General features: G+C 37.5%; 17 protein-coding genes. 9 read left to right on the plus strand and 8 right to left on the minus strand.

Annotation, left to right across the window (positions count from 1 at the left end; genetic code table 11):
- The first annotated feature begins 17 nt into the window (after positions 1–17).
- The 8 genes from agaR to agp all read left to right on the plus strand — a co-directional run bounded on the left by agaR (position 18) and on the right by agp (position 7,171).
- The gene (gene agaR, locus J3U14_RS04525) at positions 18–788 is read left to right on the plus strand and encodes a transcriptional repressor AgaR (RefSeq protein WP_363317347.1); all 771 of its coding nucleotides are present in this window, start codon (positions 18–20) and stop codon (positions 786–788) included.
- A gap of 48 nt (positions 789–836) precedes the next feature.
- Positions 837–2,003: an SIS domain-containing protein gene (locus J3U14_RS04530; RefSeq protein ID WP_267350347.1), complete on the plus strand. Its 1,167-nt coding sequence runs from the start codon at positions 837–839 to the stop codon at positions 2,001–2,003.
- Positions 2,004–2,046: 43 nt separating this feature from the next.
- Entirely contained in the window at positions 2,047–2,538 is a 492-nt protein-coding gene (agaV, locus tag J3U14_RS04535; RefSeq protein ID WP_220216365.1) for a PTS N-acetylgalactosamine transporter subunit IIB, read from the plus strand.
- 15 nt (positions 2,539–2,553) lie between these two features.
- Positions 2,554–3,336 carry a PTS N-acetylgalactosamine transporter subunit IIC gene (agaW, locus tag J3U14_RS04540; RefSeq protein WP_065558605.1) on the plus strand — a complete coding sequence of 261 codons (783 nt, stop codon included), beginning with the start codon at positions 2,554–2,556 and terminating at the stop codon, positions 3,334–3,336.
- Positions 3,326–4,222 (plus strand): PTS system mannose/fructose/sorbose family transporter subunit IID, encoded by an 897-nt coding sequence (locus tag J3U14_RS04545; protein WP_267350345.1) that lies wholly within the window; start codon positions 3,326–3,328, stop codon positions 4,220–4,222. The genes agaW and J3U14_RS04545 overlap by 11 nt, the downstream gene beginning before the upstream one ends.
- A gap of 9 nt (positions 4,223–4,231) precedes the next feature.
- Positions 4,232–4,669: a PTS galactosamine/N-acetylgalactosamine transporter subunit IIA gene (gene agaF, locus J3U14_RS04550; protein WP_220216362.1), complete on the plus strand. Its 438-nt coding sequence runs from the start codon at positions 4,232–4,234 to the stop codon at positions 4,667–4,669.
- Positions 4,659–5,834, plus strand: a complete 1,176-nt coding sequence (gene nagA / locus J3U14_RS04555) for an N-acetylglucosamine-6-phosphate deacetylase (protein WP_267350342.1) — start codon at positions 4,659–4,661, stop codon at positions 5,832–5,834. The genes agaF and nagA overlap by 11 nt, the downstream gene beginning before the upstream one ends.
- A gap of 77 nt (positions 5,835–5,911) precedes the next feature.
- A complete protein-coding gene (agp, locus tag J3U14_RS04560) occupies positions 5,912–7,171 on the plus strand; it encodes a bifunctional glucose-1-phosphatase/inositol phosphatase (RefSeq protein WP_267350340.1) in 1,260 nt (419 codons plus the stop codon).
- Between the two features lie 246 nt (positions 7,172–7,417).
- Here the strand turns inward: agp and J3U14_RS04565 are convergent, their stop codons facing one another.
- The 7 genes from J3U14_RS04565 to gatA all read right to left on the minus strand — a co-directional run bounded on the left by J3U14_RS04565 (position 7,418) and on the right by gatA (position 13,554).
- On the minus strand, positions 7,418–8,272 hold the full coding sequence (locus tag J3U14_RS04565; protein WP_220216359.1) for a tagatose bisphosphate family class II aldolase: 855 nt from the start codon (positions 8,270–8,272) through the stop codon (positions 7,418–7,420).
- Positions 8,273–8,299: 27 nt separating this feature from the next.
- Positions 8,300–9,238, minus strand: coding sequence for a hexose kinase (locus J3U14_RS04570; protein ID WP_267350338.1), 939 nt, complete (start codon positions 9,236–9,238; stop codon positions 8,300–8,302).
- 172 nt (positions 9,239–9,410) lie between these two features.
- A complete protein-coding gene (locus tag J3U14_RS04575) occupies positions 9,411–10,184 on the minus strand; it encodes a DeoR/GlpR family DNA-binding transcription regulator (RefSeq protein WP_267350336.1) in 774 nt (257 codons plus the stop codon).
- Between the two features lie 92 nt (positions 10,185–10,276).
- Complete coding sequence (locus J3U14_RS04580; protein ID WP_267350334.1) at positions 10,277–11,320, minus strand: alcohol dehydrogenase catalytic domain-containing protein; 1,044 nt, start codon at positions 11,318–11,320, stop codon at positions 10,277–10,279.
- A 122-nt stretch (positions 11,321–11,442) separates the two neighbouring features.
- Positions 11,443–12,795, minus strand: a complete 1,353-nt coding sequence (locus J3U14_RS04585) for a PTS galactitol transporter subunit IIC (RefSeq protein WP_267350333.1) — start codon at positions 12,793–12,795, stop codon at positions 11,443–11,445.
- Positions 12,796–12,799: 4 nt separating this feature from the next.
- Positions 12,800–13,084, minus strand: a complete 285-nt coding sequence (gatB, locus tag J3U14_RS04590) for a PTS galactitol transporter subunit IIB (RefSeq protein WP_220216354.1) — start codon at positions 13,082–13,084, stop codon at positions 12,800–12,802.
- 20 nt (positions 13,085–13,104) lie between these two features.
- On the minus strand, positions 13,105–13,554 hold the full coding sequence (gene gatA / locus J3U14_RS04595; RefSeq protein ID WP_267350330.1) for a PTS galactitol transporter subunit IIA: 450 nt from the start codon (positions 13,552–13,554) through the stop codon (positions 13,105–13,107).
- Between the two features lie 316 nt (positions 13,555–13,870).
- On the opposite strand from gatA, the gene J3U14_RS04600 reads away from it, so the two are divergent.
- Positions 13,871–14,365: a gluconokinase, GntK/IdnK-type gene (locus J3U14_RS04600; protein WP_416380134.1), complete on the plus strand. Its 495-nt coding sequence runs from the start codon at positions 13,871–13,873 to the stop codon at positions 14,363–14,365.
- Between the two features lie 93 nt (positions 14,366–14,458).
- On the opposite strand, the gene J3U14_RS04605 is transcribed toward J3U14_RS04600, so the two are convergent.
- Entirely contained in the window at positions 14,459–16,180 is a 1,722-nt protein-coding gene (locus J3U14_RS04605; protein ID WP_220216351.1) for a thiamine pyrophosphate-dependent enzyme, read from the minus strand.
- Positions 16,181–16,197 lie beyond the last annotated feature (17 nt).

The following is a 16,197-nucleotide window of genomic DNA, read 5'->3' on the forward strand; positions in this document are numbered from 1 at the left end:
ATGTTATGAATGATTTAATAATGAATACATTGCAACGTCGAGAAAAAATTATTTATTTACTTGGTAAAGAAAATACCGTTTCAGTCAATAAATTAAGTAAGCTTTTTAAAGTTTCAACTGTCACCATTCGTAATGATCTTCGCCATTTAGAACAAAAAGGTTGTGTATTGCGTTCCTATGGCGGTGCTATGCTAAATAAAGCTTTCGCTTTTGATAGACCTTTACAAGATAAAAGTCGTATTAACTCTACCATTAAAAATAAGATAGCCCAAAAAGCGGCAGAAATGGTTAAAGATGGTGATCGCATTATTCTCGATTCAGGATCAACAACTGCAGCCATGGTGCCTTATCTGCGTGAAAAACAAAATCTCATTGTTTTTACCAATGCAATTAATATTGCCTACGATTTATCAATCAATACTGACATTGAAGTCATCATTGCTGGCGGTAATATTCGAAAAAAAGCCTTTTCTATTTCGGGACCAACCGTAGAACAACAACTTAAAATGTATCATTTTAATAAACTTTTTTTAGGTGTTGATGGCTTTGACCTTAGCGCAGGTATCACAACCCCCAATTTTGGCGAAGCATCGGTTAATCGAGTCATGTGTCAAGTTTCAGGTCAAATCATTGCGATAACGGATTCAAGTAAATTTGGACGTAAAAGCTTTTGTATGATTGAAAAAATCAATCCTATTGAAACGCTGATTACAGATTCAAATATTCCAAAAGAATATTTAACGCAATTACACACATTAGGCATTAATGTGGTTATTGCCAATCTATAAACTTTTCTCTTTTTTTATTTTTATGACTTAACGAACAGGATCACAATTATGCAACAATACTTAAATTATTCGAAAGAGTGGTTAGAACAACACGGCGCAATTCATACAGCTAAAGAAATTTGTCAACAACCTAAAATTTGGCGTGATTTGCTTCAATTACTTTCCCAAAGACAACCTCAAATAGAAACCTTTCTAACCCCCTTACTGGCTGATCCGAATTTAGTTATTATCCTTACCGGTGCAGGATCTTCCGCTTTTGGCGGTGTCGCCCTTGCACCATGGCTAAGAGAACAGACTAAACGCAATGTTTATGCTTATGGCACTACTGAAATTGTTGCTGATCCATTACAATATTTATCTGCCCATAAAAAAACATTAATTGTCTCGTTTGCTCGTTCTGGCAACAGCCCTGAAAGCGTTGCAACCGTAAAATTAGCCGATCAAATCGTTTCAGATTGCTATCACCTATTTTTAACCTGTAATCCCAATTGTGCATTAACCGATTATGCTAACCAAAAAAATAATGCTCAGCGTATATTGCAATTAGTCCTGCCAGAAGGAACGCATGATCTTGGGTTTGCGATGACATCGAGTATTAGTAGCATGATATTAGCCACACTGCTGCTTTTAGGCGGTATCGATACTCATGATGCAAATGATGCAGTCATGAAAATTGCCACTATTTGTGAGCACCAACTTTTAAATTGGCAAACCATCACAAAACAATTAGCCAAAAAAAATCATGAACGAGTAATTTATGTTGGTAGTAGTTGCTTCACTGGCACCGCTCAAGAAGCCGCATTAAAAATTTTAGAACTCACTGCCGGTAAAATTGCAACCCGATTTGATTCAATATTAGGTTTACGCCATGGCCCTAAATTTATGATTAATGAAAAAAGTTTAGTGGTATGTTTCTTTTCTAACGATGCTTATATCCACCAATACGATATCGATTTATTTAATGAGTTAGAACACGATCGTATCGCAACAGATGTACTTGCTTTGAGCGGTCAGCAGAGCACGCATAAACAAATATTGTCGGTTGATTGTCATCTTTCCGATTGTTGGTTGATTTTTCCTTACTTAGTTTTTGCTCAAATGTTAGCGTTTGAAAAATCACTGAGTGTTGGATTACCCCCTGACAATCCTTGTCCTACCGGTGAAGTGAATCGAGTTGTAAAAGGTGTGACGATTTATCCATTTCATCAAATTTAAGTCATCAATCCGATTAAACCTTTAAATAAAAGGATATAAAAATATGAGTACTCCCAATATTCTTATGACACGTATTGATAACCGCTTAGTTCATGGTCAAGTCGGTGTGACTTGGGTGAATGCGCTTGGCGCTAATCTTTTATTAGTTGCCAATGACAGCGCTGCGCAAGATCCGGTACAACAAAATCTGATGGATATGGTTATTGCAGAAGGAATTCAAACGCGTTATTTCACCTTGCAAAAAACTATCGACATTATTGGCAAAGCAGCTGAACGTCAAAAAATCTTTATTGTTTGTAAAACACCTCAAGATGTTCTAACTCTAGTTAAGGGTGGCGTACCCATTAAATTTGTCAATGTTGGTAATATGCACTTTTCTGAAGGAAAAAAACAGATCCATAAAACGGTATCCGTTGATGACAATGATATCGCTGCTTTTAAAGAGCTGGAAAAGTTAGGCGTCACTTGCGAAGTTCGCCGTGTACCGGACGAATCTGGCGAAAAAATAGCAGATTTACTCAATCTATCATCATAGCAAGAGGGGCAAATTATGTTAATGGATGCTTTATTGATAGGACTACTAGCCGGTATTGCTGGCGTAGACTTATTTGACGGACTTACGCATTTACACAGACCAATCGTAATTGGACCGTTAGTTGGATTGATTTTGGGTGATGTAAAAACAGGGTTATATGTGGGTGGTTCATTAGAACTGGTCTGGATGGGCATGGTTCCACTCGCCGGCGCACAACCTCCAAATGTTGTTATAGGTGGCGTGATTGGTACCAGTTTTGCAATTTTAACACACACCGAGCCTAAAGTTGCCATTGGGATAGCGGTTCCCTTTGCCATAGCGGTACAAGGTTGTATTACCCTTTTATTTACATTCTATTCGCCAATGATGCACAAATGTGATCGCTATGTTGATCAGCTCAATTTTAAAGGTATTGAGTGGGTGAACTATCTGGGGATGATAATTCTATTTTGTTTCTATTTCATTGTCGCATTTTTACCTATCTATTTTGGTGCTGATGCAGCAACCGCGTTAGTTGAAAAATCACCTAAATGGTTATTAGATGGGCTTAGTGTCGCGGGCGGAATGATGCCAGCAATTGGTTTTGCAATGCTAATGAAAATTATGATGAAGAAAACGTATGTTGCTTACTTTATTTTAGGTTTTCTGGGGGTGACCTATCTTAATTTACCTATTTTAGCCATTGCGTTAGGTGCTTTAGCCATTGCAATGATTGATTTCTATAATTATAGCCGTGATAACAATGACAGTAACAAGTCTGTAAGCGCAACTTCAGTGGAGGTAGAAGATGGAATTTAATGATGATCATGACCAAAAAATGGCAGATAAAGAAGAAAAACGTATGGCACAAGCACTCGCCACAAGTAAAGTCTCGGCAGATACGTTTACCGACCAAAGCCAAGATGTCACACTAACTAAAGGTGATATAAACCGAATGGCATTTCGCTCATTGGCGTTGCAAGCATCATTTAATTATGAACGGATGCAAGCTGGCGGTTGGCTTTTTACCGTATTACCTGCATTGCGTAAAATTCATAAAAATAAGGATGATCTAAAAAATTCTATGCACATGCATATGGAATTTATCAATGTTCATCCTTTCGATGCGACCTTTTTATCTGGATTAGTCTTAGCCATGGAAAAAGGAAAAGAAAACATATCGACTATTCGGGCGGTAAAAGTTGCCTTAATGGGGCCATTAGGCGGAATCGGTGATGCGCTATTTTGGCTCACCTTATTACCAATCTGCGCAGGGATTGGCGCCTCATTAGCTTTAGAAGGAAGTCTGTTTGGTCCGATCATTTTCTTGTTAATGTTCAATTTAGTCCATTTCGGTCTACGTTTTGGACTTGCTCATTACGGTTATCATGCAGGCACCAGTGCGTTACCTTTATTAAAATCCCATACTAAGCGTATTTCACACGCAGCCTCCATTGTCGGTATGACCGTTATTGGTGCACTGGTTGCCTCTTACGTGCATTTTTCAACGCCGTTAGAAATTAATGCGGGTCAAGCGCATATTGCGTTACAAGCGGATGTGCTCGATAAACTCATGCCGAATTTGTTACCGCTTGGATTTACATTAACTATTTATTACTTGATGAAACGTAATTTTTCACCCGTTAAATTAATTGGGTTAACGGTGATTATTGGTGTGGTCGGCAAATTAGTGGGAATTTTATAGAGGAAATTTATGTTAGGCGTAATATTAACAGGTCATGGTAGCTTTGCTACCGGACTTTTTGAAGCGGCAACACAAATCATTGGTGAACAAACACAATTTAATGCCGTTAATTTTCCTGATGGCATGAGTAGCGAACAATTAGCAGAACAGTTAAATACGGCATTAAAACAGTGTGATCGTGGTCAAGGTGTGATATGTTTGACAGATATTGTTGGTGGTTCGCCTTTTCGACTAGCCGCCATGTTGAGTTATCAATATAATAATATTGAAGTGATAAGTGGGACTAATCTGCCATTATTACTTGAAATATTATTACAGCGAGAGGATCTGGACTTAGCAACAATTCGTCAAGAAACCATTGAAAATGGGCAAAGAGCGATAACGAGCTTATGGCACGAGCACCAAAAAAAATCACCTAAAAATGAGGAGTGTTCTGATGGAATTTAAGCAAATCCACGCCAAACAAGTGTTAACACCGGTTGGCTGGCTTGATAATGTCATTGTCACCATTCAAAACGGAATCATCACGGATATCACACCGAGTGATAAACCGTGTCCTAATCAAATCAAACTATTACCAGCACTGATTGATACGCATATTCATGGTGTCATGGGCGCCGATACCATGGATGCGACCCATGAATCACTCAATACCATGAGCAATTTTTTAGCCCAACATGGGGTAGGTGCTTTTTTGGCAACGACGGTGACAGAAAGCCATGACAAAATCGAAGCCGCACTACGACAAGTTAAAAACAGCATTCAGCAAGGCGTAACAGGCGCAACTTTGTTAGGTTCTTATCTGGAAGGCCCTTTTTTTAATGCTATTCATAAAGGTGCCCACCCAGAAGCATTACTGCAAGCCCCCGATCGCGCTACAATTGAAAAATGGCTAACCTTAGCCGAAGGAACATTAAAGTGTATCGCTTTAGCGCCCGAGTATCCCAATGCTTTAGCCATTATCAAATGGTTACGTCATCAAAATATTCGGGTCATGATTGGGCATACCAATGCAGATTATCAAACAACAAAAGCCGCACTTTTAGCAGGCGCAAGTGGTGTAGTGCATTGCTATAATGGCATGTCAGGATTACATCATCGTAACCCAGGTGTTGTTGGTGCAGCTCTCAGCATAGATCATTGCCAAACCGAAATCATTGTTGATGGTCACCATGTACACCCTGCCGCAGTTGCAATTGCCCATAAGTGTTGTGGTGAAAATTTACTTTTAATCACCGATGCTATGCGCGCAACGGGTATGCCTAATGGTGACTATTATTTAGGTCAGTTGCGAGTGCATATGAAAGATAATGTTGTTCGCACCGATGATGGAAACTTGGCAGGTAGCACATTAACTCTTGATTGTGCAGTTAATAATTTGGCAAACTTTACTAATACTTCTTTTGATAAGGCTTGGCTACATGGTAGTTATTACCCAGCCAAAGCATTAGGCATAGACAACACATTGGGTAGCATTGCGCCAGATAAAATCGCTAATTTGGTTGTTCTTACCGAACAAAATCAATTGATTGCAACTTTAGTCAAAGGCAATATCGTTTATCAATCTAATCAATTCAACGAACAATATATCACTCACCCCAAACAAGTTTAATAAATATGGAAAATGCCTGAATAATAACTCATCATTAATAGCAGTTGAGTTTTGATTTAAGCAAATTAGGAGATCAGATGAAAAAGATAATATTAAAGGGAATCATAGCATTAACAACTGTTTTATCTTTCAATGTACCAGCTATAGAAACAGTGAACGATTTTACATTAGAACAAGTTGTTGTTTTTAGTCGCCATGGTTTGCGAGCACCATTAGCTAGCCCTAATAGTACGTTGGGTAAAGTCACGCCCAATCAATGGCCGCAATGGGATACCCCAGCGAGTTATTTAACGACTCGTGGTGGAGCATTAGAAAGCTATTTTGGTCACTATTTCAGTGAATGGTTAGTCGATAACAAATTATTAAATCAAGATCGTTGTCCAAACGACCATGATGTTTATATTTATACCAATAGTTTGCAACGCACAATTGCCACCGGACAGTTTTTTGCAGTTGGTGCTTTTCCGGGTTGTCTTGTGCCAATTATCCATAAAGAAAAGCTTGGCAGCATGGATCCGCTATTTTTTCCTGTCATTGATGATAATAGTTCAGCCTTTAAACAAGCTGCAATTAATTCAATTAACCAAACTGCCGATACCAAAGGCATTGAAGGGCTGAATGAAAAACTGGGTAAAGCGTATCAAGACATGTCGACTATCCTAAATTACCCTAATTCAACCAATTGTATTACACATAAACAGTGTGATTTTGCGCATTTACCCACCGAGCTTATTATTGAAAAAGGCAAAGAACCTGGCATAACAGGCGCTCTTCGTACTGGAACCTCTATTGCTGATGCTTTTATCTTACAATATTATGAAGGCTCGCCTTTACATGATATTGCTTGGGGGCAAATAAAAGATAAGCAACAATTTGAACAGTTAGTTGCGATCAAAGAGCACTACAATAGCGTTTTATTTGGATCGCCCGTTGTGGCAAAACAAGTGTCAGCAAAATTAGTTAATTATATTAATCACGCTTTTTCAGAAAATGAAGTACATCCTAAATTTACGCTGTTAGTGGGACATGATTCCAATGTAGCCTCCCTACTTTCAACAATTAAAATTAAGCATTACACGTTACCAGAGCAGTTTGAAACCACCCCTATTGGTGGGAAAATTGTCTTTCAAAAATGGCGTAATAATCACAATGGCGAAGCATTGATGAAAATTGAATATTTTTATCAATCCACCGACCAGATCCGTGACTTAGTACAATTAAACCGTCAAAACCCACCTCATAAAGTCGTATTAGAAATGGAAAATTGTCCTATTAATGCTAATGGATTTTGTTCATTTTCAACGTTTAAACAAGTGCTGAATCATCTCATCCAATAACATTAATTTTGTCGATCGTGTGCTTAAAAAGTCACTTAAGCACACTCTATCAAATCTTAAAACCTAACGATGTATTTTGATGTTAGCCGTGAGTCACTCATTTCGTAAAAATAAAATGAGTTCACCATTATAACTATGAAAATCACTTTTTAGTGACAATACATACCCCCATTAATAACTGACAGTAAGTGACTGCCAGTGTAATAAATTAACGCTCATTTCAAGTTAATTACCCATACTTTTCTATTATAATTTTCCTGCACTTCCACAAATGCGAATTTTTTCTTCCACAATTTTCGCCATAGCTAATTTAGCTGGTTGCATATAATGTCTTGGATCGTTAGCATCAGGGTGATGATTAAAATCTAGCTTTAACGCATCTGAAAAAGCAATTTTTAATTCCGTTGCCACATTCACTTTACAAATGCCTAAGGAAATCGATTTTTTTACCATCACTTCAGGGATACCCGATGCGCCATGTAATACCAGTGGAATATCAACTTTATCGCGTATTTTAGCTAATCGTTCAAAATCAAGTTTAGGTTCACCTTTATAGAGCCCATGAGCTGAACCAATGGCAACAGCCAGCGAATCGATACCTGTGCGCTCGACATACGCTTTGGCGGCATCCGGATCTGTAAATGCACTCTCTTTATCTTCAACAATTAAATCATCTTCTTGCCCACCAAGCCTGCCTAATTCGGCTTCAACACTTGCATTATATTGATGACTAAATTCAACCATTTTTTTCACAATTTCAATATTTTCTTCATAGGGATGATGTGACGCATCAATCATAATCGAGCGAATACCCGCTTCAATTTTTTCTTTAATATCACTGATGTTTTCGTGGTGATCCAAATGTAACGCAAAAGGAAAGCGCAGCATTTGTGCTGCGGTTTTGCAAATATTAATTAAGTAGGGTGTGCCTGCATATTGATAAGTTGACGGTGTTGCTGCGAGTATAACCGGTGATTCCATTTTTTTGGCTGTATCAACCACAACTTGAATGGTTTCCAGATTGTGTATATTAAACGCAGGTACGGCATATTTTTCACGTTGTGCTTTTTTTAACATCTCTTGACTAGAAATAAGATACATAAGTCACTCCTAATTAACCTTATATTTTTAGATAATTTTTGTAATTTTCACTTGTTGATAATAGTGGTCGTAATGACGCATATTCACAAACCCTGTCTGTGATTCCATGGCATTGAGCATTCCCATCGTCATAGCTCGAGCTAACATCACTTCAATCGATTCATTTTCATGCAAGCTGACTGCCAGCCCAGCTAAAGTAATATCTCCTGAACCCACCGGATTAATGACCTTAATTTGGGGAATTGAGGCTTGATAACATTGATGATGGCAACGCGCAAACGCTCCATTTTTCCCTAATGAGATAACAATAATCGGAATGTCACTTAATAGCGGATGGTTGAGTGCCTGGATTAATGAATGGGTATCATCCGCATCAATCTTCATCTCAATGATTTGTTGTAATTCTTCTTTATTTGGCTTGATTAAATAAGGTTTGTGTTTTGAAATCAGTGTTGCATAGAGCATTTTGCCTGATGAATCTAACAACACCGGAATTTGACGTTTTTCAGCTTGTTCAATTAATTTAACATAAAAATCGATGGGAAAACCTTGAGGCAATGACCCCGATATTGTAATGATTTTGGCTTGCTCAAGCATGGTTTCATAATGGTTCAGAAATTGTTCAACATCATTATTATCCAACTCTGGGCCTGACTCTAAAATTTCGGTTTGATTGCCTTCATGCAAAATAGCAATGCAGTTTCTTGACTCCTGTTTAGTTGTATAAAAGCAATAAGCAATGTTATCTTTATCTAACTGCTTTTTAATGTATTCACCAGTTGTTCCACCAATAATGCCAGAGGCTAAAACAGGTATACCAGAAAATTTTATACCTCGGGTCACGTTAAGCCCTTTACCACCAGCTGTCTTTTTTACATTCGATACCCGATTAATATCATCAATAATTAATTTATTTAAGGGGTATGCGATATCCACTGAAGGATTCATTGTAATCGTTAATATCATATTCTCACCTACATGTTAATGCTTTGTGAGAAATAACCATTGAGCAACCGAAATCTTTAAACTAACACCTATTTTCAACTGGTTAAAAAAGACTTAAACCGTATTGATGAAAATAACGTTTTTCGCTCCACTCAATTGTCTTAAAAATGTACACCATGACCAGAACAATATCTTAAACCGCTATTAAATTGACGCCTTGCTGCTCAAATTCTTGTCGACACCTATCATTAATACCCGAATCCGTAATGATAGTGTCTAATTTATTGAGCGGTAACACGATGTTGATTCCATTGCGTCCAAATTTAGATGAATCTAAAACTGCGACGACTTTTTTAGCGGCATTTGCCATAATACTACTAATGGTGTAACCTTCATTAAACGTTGTTATTCCTCGTTTTGCATCGATTCCATCTGCGCCGACAAATAAAATATCAGCAGAGATACCGTCTAACGATTGCTCAGCAATTTTTCCATGAAAAGAGCGAGTCTTGTGTCTGAGTGTTCCACCACATATAAATAACATAATGTCACTATTGTCGGAGAGAATAAAAGCAGAGGTAAGACTATTGGTAATGACAGTGATATGCTTTAATTTAACCAGTTCTTCAGCTATCAACATCGTGGTGCTACCACTATCTAAAATAATAATATCGCCTTCTTTAACATGTTTAACTGCTTCAATTGCAATGCGTTTTTTAGCTTCAATAAATCGCTGATAACGTTCTTCTAATTGCAATTCTTTAAATGATTTGATGTCATCATTGTCAATAATTTTGGTTGCACCACCATGAAATCGGCTTAGCACGCCTTGTTTTTCTAATAATCTAAGGTCTGTTCTAATAGTCACTTCAGAAACACCATACTGTTCTGACAGATCACTGACCAATACGGTACCTTTCATATTAAGAATATCTATAATTTGTTGGCGTCTTTCACTTGCGTTCATAATATTTCCTTTTTCGAAATCTTTTCAGCAGTGTATAACAAACAAAATCAAAAGATAAGTTTTCATTTTCAATGATTGACGTTAATCAATAGTTAATTGCAGTTGAGCAATATTTTTCCATTCATGGCTCGCCCATTTAAACTGGTAACTTGCTCAATAAACGAATCAAAATCACCCATACCGGCAACCAGTTCATCCAGTTTTATTTTTCCTTCTACAAAAAATTGGCTTACCAGTTGCCACTCTTTGCCTGGCCATGGCGCAGAATAATTCATCCAACTACCTAAAATTTGTAGTTCTTTTCGTAGAATTAAACCAAATATTTTTTCTGAAAGCGTCAGATCATTATGTAAAGTGCCAACCAAACCAATTTGAGCTCGTGGGCCAGCAATCTCAATGGCGAGTTTAACGGTAATCGGTGATCCAGCCGTTTCTAATACCAACTGATCAAACCGATTGATTGATAATGCTTGATAAATTTCATCTGCTGTAAGGTCTTTTGAGTTATAGACCTGATCTGCGCCTAAGCGTTTAGCTAGCAGAAGGCGATCGTCATTAATATCAAGAACAGTTACCGTGTTGGCACCCATTGCTTTTGCGCATTGCATAGCAAGCAATCCAATTGTACCGCCGCCTACAATGACCACGTTTTTATCTTGGCAACCACCAGCTAATAAAATGGCATGCATTCCCACTGTCATTGGTTCGAAAAAAGCCCCTTGAAGTGGTGTAACGCCTTTTGGCAATTTAAAGGCATTTTTTTTATTTAATAAAATGTACTCAGCAAATCCCCCCGTTATTCTTGAGCCAACAAAGGTATAGTGCTTACAAAGTGAGTAATAATGTTTTTTACACTCATCACAAGCAAAACATGGCAATAAAGGGGCACATGAGATTAAATCACCTATTTCAAATTCGGTCACACCGCTACCTAATTCTGTCACAACACCACTAAATTCATGCCCCAGTGTAATAGGGTAAAAATGTGCGCCATGATGAAATATTCGAGGTATATCCGAGCCACACAATCCCGAATAAGCGACTTTAACTAAAATCTGATCCGGTGAGATTATTTTGGGTACTGGAATATCCTTTATAGATAACGTACCTCCTTCATTGACTAGAATCACTTTCATTTTATGTTCCTTTTTAAATAATCAATTTTGTTAATGCATGCTTTCACTGACATTTCAGTGAAAGCATAGAAATCAACTTCATTCCAATAATTTATTGCTTTGTGTTTATCACCTCTATTTACTTAATTTTGCCCAGTTGTAACTTGATATTTTCGAGCCCGTTTCCATGTTAAAAATAGGCAGAAAAGATAGAAAATTCCAATAGTGATAAATCCAATAGGTTGTTTCAAATTGACTAGTTGAACCATGATATAAGTAATAGGCGATCCACCTTGATCCATAGCACCGACTGAAATACCGGTATCGGAATTGATCGTACCTGCATTGAGGGCTAATTGGGTCGTAAGCGGAATCATTTGTGTAGCAATCCATAACGTGATAGCAATGATGATGGAACCGGAAAGAATAATTCTAAATAAATTACCTTGGTGAATCGCTACCCCCATCGCAATGAAGAAGCCAATCGTTGCTAAATCCCCAAAGGGTAAGACCTCATTACCTGGTAATATAATGGCGATAAAAATACTTAAAGGAATAAAAATTAAACTAGCCGAAACAACGGTTGAATGTCCTAATAATAGAGCAGGATCTAAACCGATAAGAAAATCTTGCCCACCAAATTTAGATTGTAAATGTTTACGTGCCTGTTTAGATATTGGTGTTAAGCCATCCATAATCGGTTTAATTACGCGTGGCATCAATAACATGACTGCGGCTGTTTGAATAGCAAGTTGTAATGTCTCTTTAACGCCATATCCGGCTAATATTCCTAACAAGATCCCCATAAATAATCCAACAGTGACCGGTTCGCCAAACGCGCCAAATCTTTTTTGCATGTCAACGGCGTTAAAGTTAATCTTATTAATAACAGGTATTTTCTCAATCACAGCATCAACAAATACCGCAATTGGTCCACAATAAGCAGATGTGCCATGCGGAACAGCAATGCCTTCAAGTTCAAAAAACTCTTTAGTATCTTTGGCAAACCAATCCCCTAGCTTATAAGCAATAATGGCATGGACAATCACACCTGCGATACCTAACCAGTAGGATCCCGATGCGATATAAACCAGTGCACCAGTAAAGGTCATATGCCAAATATTCCAAATATCAACATTAACAACTCGAGTGAGTTTAGAAACCAACATCACAATATTGACGGCTATAGCAATGGGAATTGCAACTAAAGCAATTTGTGATGCCCATGTCATCGGCGCAGCGCCGGGCCAACCAACATCAATAACATTCAAACTGATATCAAATCTTTCTGCCATGGCTTTTGCTGCTGGTCCAACTGAACTTGTGAGCAAACCCACAACCAAACCGATTCCAACAAAACCGATGCCTATATGAATACCAGCTTTTAAGGCATCACCCACTTTCATTCTTAACACTAATGAAAAGAGAATAATCACAATCGGCAACATGACTGAAGGGCCAAGATCCAAAATGTACTGCATAATTTCGGTAAACATATACTTATCCTTTTAGAATCGACAATATTTTATCTTTTAGCTGATCAATCCCTACCCCCGAAACAAAAGGCATACCGTGTACAATCGGAATATCACCAAAAGTTTGATCCATTCTGGCTGTAGTACAGATCAAATCGACATCATCAATAAAAGTATTAATTTCATTAATACGACACTGAACAAGATCTAACTTAATATTATTTTCTTTGCAGAGTTCTTTTATCTCTTCTGCAGCCAAAGTTGATGTTGCAACTGCACCACCACACGCAACAATAATCTTTTTTTTCATAATGCCTCCTAAACAACTTTCTAATTAAATATCACGTTATTAAATCGCTCAGCTATCTGATCTTGCTGTGCGTTTAATAAGAAGTGATAGAACTCTTTATCTTGTAAATTTGAAAATAATGCTTTTAAAAGCGTGAGTTGATCTTCTGGTGAAGTCACGACCAGTGAAATGATTAATGAAACCTCTACAATACTGTCTTCATCTGCTCGATTAAACGCAACAGGTGATAGTGTTCGAACAATAAAGATAGCCGGCGATATAGCATGCTCTGCTTCACAATGAGGAATGGCAACCGCATAACCATCAAGCGCAATACCCGTTGGAAATATTTTTTCCCTTTCTATCAATGCTTCTAAATGACTTTTTTTGACAATCCCTTTTTGTTGTAGTTGTTCACTAATATAAGTAAGCGCTTCTTGTTCATTGTTAAATCGAAGATCATCTTCGATAAAGAGCTGACATTTGTTCATCTTTGATCACCCTTATTGCCTTTCTTCATTTTTTTAATAAAGCTTTCGAAATCAAAAGCTATAATGAAAGATTATTTTCTTTCGAATTTAAAAGCAAATGGCAATTATTATTTTTGTGATCGAAATCTATTTTTTAAGTAAAATTTGAAATTGATTGTGATAAATTTATGATTGGCATAATATAGTTCATGATCTTCATCACAAAAGCGCGTTCTCGATATTGAAAATATCATTAAAATACTCAGAATATTATTGATAAAAAACGGAAAGGTAAGAGGTCTTTGTGTCACAAAAAACTCAACAGGTGTTTGTATTAATGGGGGTATCAGGAAGCGGTAAATCAGCTGTTGCCAAACATGTGGCTTATGATCTTGATGCCGCTTTTTTAGATGGTGATTTTTTACATCCTAAAGCCAATATTTTAAAAATGCGCAGTGGTATGCCTCTAGATGATGAAGATAGAATGCCGTGGCTTCGTTTAATTAGTGATGCAGTATTTGCCATGAGCAATGTTAATCCTATTTCAATTATTATCTGCTCAGCGTTAAAAAAACAATACCGAGATATTATTCGAGGCGAAAATAAAAATATTCATTTTATTTATTTAAAAGGTGGGTTTGAGGTCATTGCAAACCGTTTAGCTGAACGTCAAGGTCATTATCAAAAAACGGGAATGTTACAATCCCAATTTGATACTTTAGAAGAACCATCACAAGATGAAAGCGATGTTTATACCGTTAATATCGAACAACCTTTAGCCGATGTAGTCAATGATACCGAATGTATCATACAGAAAATTTGTAACAGCTAAACCATCACTTTCTGCAATTATTGTTAATCAGTTGGTAATGTATCATCAACTATTCTGCCGATGTATCGGCAGAATAATCGAGATAATTTAACATTATTTTTTAATAAAATTATCCACTAATAAATTTACAACATCCCCCATTTTGCCACTCAATGATGCTTTGACGCTATATAGCGCCATTCCCATCACTTGAGATGCTTGAATTTCCGGTGGCATAACCAGCTCATTAGCACTTGTTTTGACATCTAATAAGGCAGGTCCAGAATGTGCTAAAAATGATTGCATCGCTGCTTCAAGTAAATCTGAATCTTCTACTCTAATCGAAAACAGTCCCATTGCACTAGCCACTTTAGCAAAGTCTGGATTGTGTAAATCGGTATAATGATCCACAATTCCTTCTACTTTTTGCTCTAATTCGACAAAGTTGAGAGAGCTGTTATTTAATACAATAATTTTTATCGGTAACTGTTCTTGAATAGTCGTCAGTAAATCCCCTAATAGCATACTAATGCCACCATCACCCGATAGCGTTATCACTTGTCGGTTAGGAAATGCTTTTTGTACGCCTAAAGCTTGTGGCATAGCATTAGCCATGGTGCCATGTTTTAAACTGATGACCGTGCGTCTTTTTCCATTAGTATTAAAGTGTCGACAAGCCCAAACCATTGCTGAACCCACATCAGCACATAGAACAGCATCATCATTAGCATATTTATCAACTAATTCCGTTAAATATTGCGGATGAATCGTTGATTTTGAAGGCATGGCTTTTTTGTTCAATTTATCCATTGCTTTCATATATAATTGGCGACATTTTTCTAAAAATGCAGCATCTTGTTTTTCTTCAACTAAAGGGATTAAAGCCGCCAAAGTAGGTTGACTACTGCCAACAACACCTACACTCACTGGATGACGTCGACCAAGGTGAGTTGCATCGATATCAACTTGAATAATGGTGGCATCATTTGGGTAAAATTGAGACCATGCAAAATCAGCACCCAACATTAGCAGCACATCACACTCTTTAATGGCGGTTAATCCTGATTCAACGCCAAACATGCCCGTCATACCGACATTGTAAGGGTTATTGTATTCGACAAAATCCTTACCTCTTGATGTATGCACAATGGGCGATTTCAATTTTTCAGCAAGTGCGATTAATTCATCATGAGCGCCATTTGCGCCTTGTCCGGCAAAAATAGCCACTTTTTGATTTTTATTTAAGATTTCTGCAATTTGGGCAAGCTCTGTATCTGATGGGCGAATGATCGGATTAGGATGATAAATTTTATGCCCACTTTTATCTTCCACTTTTTCTAAACTAATATTATAAGGAATAACCAGAACAGCAACGCCACGTTGATTTATTGCAGCTTGAACGGCAGCCGTCGTAATCTGTCTTGCTTGAGTAGGATCGTTAATTTGACGACAAAAGACAGAACAATTTTTATAAACAGACTCAAAATCAACTTCTTGTGGAAAATCTGTTCCCTGTTGTGAGGTAACCAGTTGACTGGCTAAGAGAATAACAGGTGCTTTATTGCGCTGAGCTTCATAAATACCATTGATAAAATGTAAGCTTCCCGGCCCACAAGAACCTGCACATGCAGTTAGCTGATTAGTCAGATAAGCCTCGGCTCCTGCTGCAAAAGCTCCGACTTCTTCGTGTCGAACATGCACCCACTCAATGTCACTTTTTTTAATGGCACTGGTAATGTAATTGAGTGTATCACCCACAATACCATAACAGTGTTTAACACCAGCTTCCTCTAAGACTTCGATAATAATTTGTGCAACTGATTTTTTTAATGACATACTGTCTCCTAGACACA

It is taken from the genome of Gilliamella sp. B3801 (genome assembly GCF_026536645.1).
In the GTDB taxonomy this organism is placed as follows: Bacteria; Pseudomonadota; Gammaproteobacteria; order Enterobacterales; family Orbaceae; genus Gilliamella; species Gilliamella apicola_I.